Here is a 1,295-nt window from a genome sequence, read left to right on the forward strand (position 1 = left end):
TCCAAGCACTACCACCCTGAATGGAACGTTGCCAAGGCATTATCTCTGGGTATCGGGATTCACCATGGAGGAGTGCCACGTGCATTGCAACAGTACATCGTTAAGTTGTTCAATGATGGCATCATCAAGCGAATTATCTGTACATCTACGATGATCGAAGGCGTCAACACATCGGCAGAGAACGTGATCATTTACGACCGCCGCCTAAATACTTCAAAGTTCGACTACTTCACTTACAAGAATATTTCCGGTCGGGCGGGCCGTATGAATAAGTACTTCATTGGTAAAGTCTTCATGCTCGAAGCGCCTCCCCTTGAGCAGGGTCTCACCGTTGAATATCCCATCGGCCATCAGGATGAAAACTCCCCGATAGGACTCATAATGCAACTGGAGAACGAATACCTTACTGATATTTCACGTGGTAGGCTTCAAGATGCATACGCCAACCCGATACTATCGCCGTCAATCCTGATAGAAAATCGACACGTTCCGATTGAGCGGCAAGTCGAGGTCGCAGAAATGATCATTCGTGACCTACCGGATGGCAGCAAGCTTCTTGACTGGAAAGGCATCCCTGAGACGAATCAGCTCAATTACCTATGTGAACTAGTCTACAGTCTGGAAGGCGGTAATCTGATGGACTATGGGATATCATCTAGCTTGCAATTAATGTGGCACATCAATGAGCTCCGAACTCAGAAAAATCTGCCTGCTTACCTAAGAGACGCGGTGGAGAATCGACGAGAGGAACACACTCCCAGTGAAGCGATCAATCTACGCCTGAAATTCATCAGAAATATGGTGTGTTTCCGATTGCCTCGGGACATCATGGCCGTAAGTAACATTCAGGCCGACGTGCTGGCGAAAATAGGGATCGAGCCGGGTGATTTTAGCTTCTTTGCTGAGCAGCTTGAAAATATGTTCCTCGACCCACTACTCACCGCGTTGGACGAATACGGAATTCCCACACAGATCTCGACTCAGATCAAGAACCTCATCTTGCCATCGGAACATCTGAACGACCTACTGGCGAAACTTCGGGCTCTGGCTCCCAGAGTAGAGAGCCTCCAACTGACAGGTTTTGAGAAAAGCTTAATGAGCTGGGCTGTGTCCGAAATGTAGATAAGTCAGGACAGAACTCACTGCACATCAAGAAGGGCATATTGATTCATTGGATATGACCTTCTTCTTTATCTATCAGCCACTCCGGTGGTAGCGATTTGAACCTGAGACACTACTCACTACTCTGAAAGGTAGTGCCACTGCACCAACAGCAATGCTGGTATAGTGCAGTA

The 1,295-nt window shown here is 47.7% G+C and carries 1 protein-coding gene; it reads left to right on the forward strand.

Translation table 11 applies throughout. The features are described from left to right. Positions 1-1,122, forward strand: a 1,122-nt coding sequence (locus tag ACZ60B_RS42960; protein WP_469397552.1) for a helicase-related protein, incomplete at its 5' end; no start/stop codon positions are given. Positions 1,123-1,295: the final 173 nt, after the last annotated feature.

The sequence above is a fragment of the Streptomyces sp. NPDC104096 genome (genome assembly GCF_055584385.1).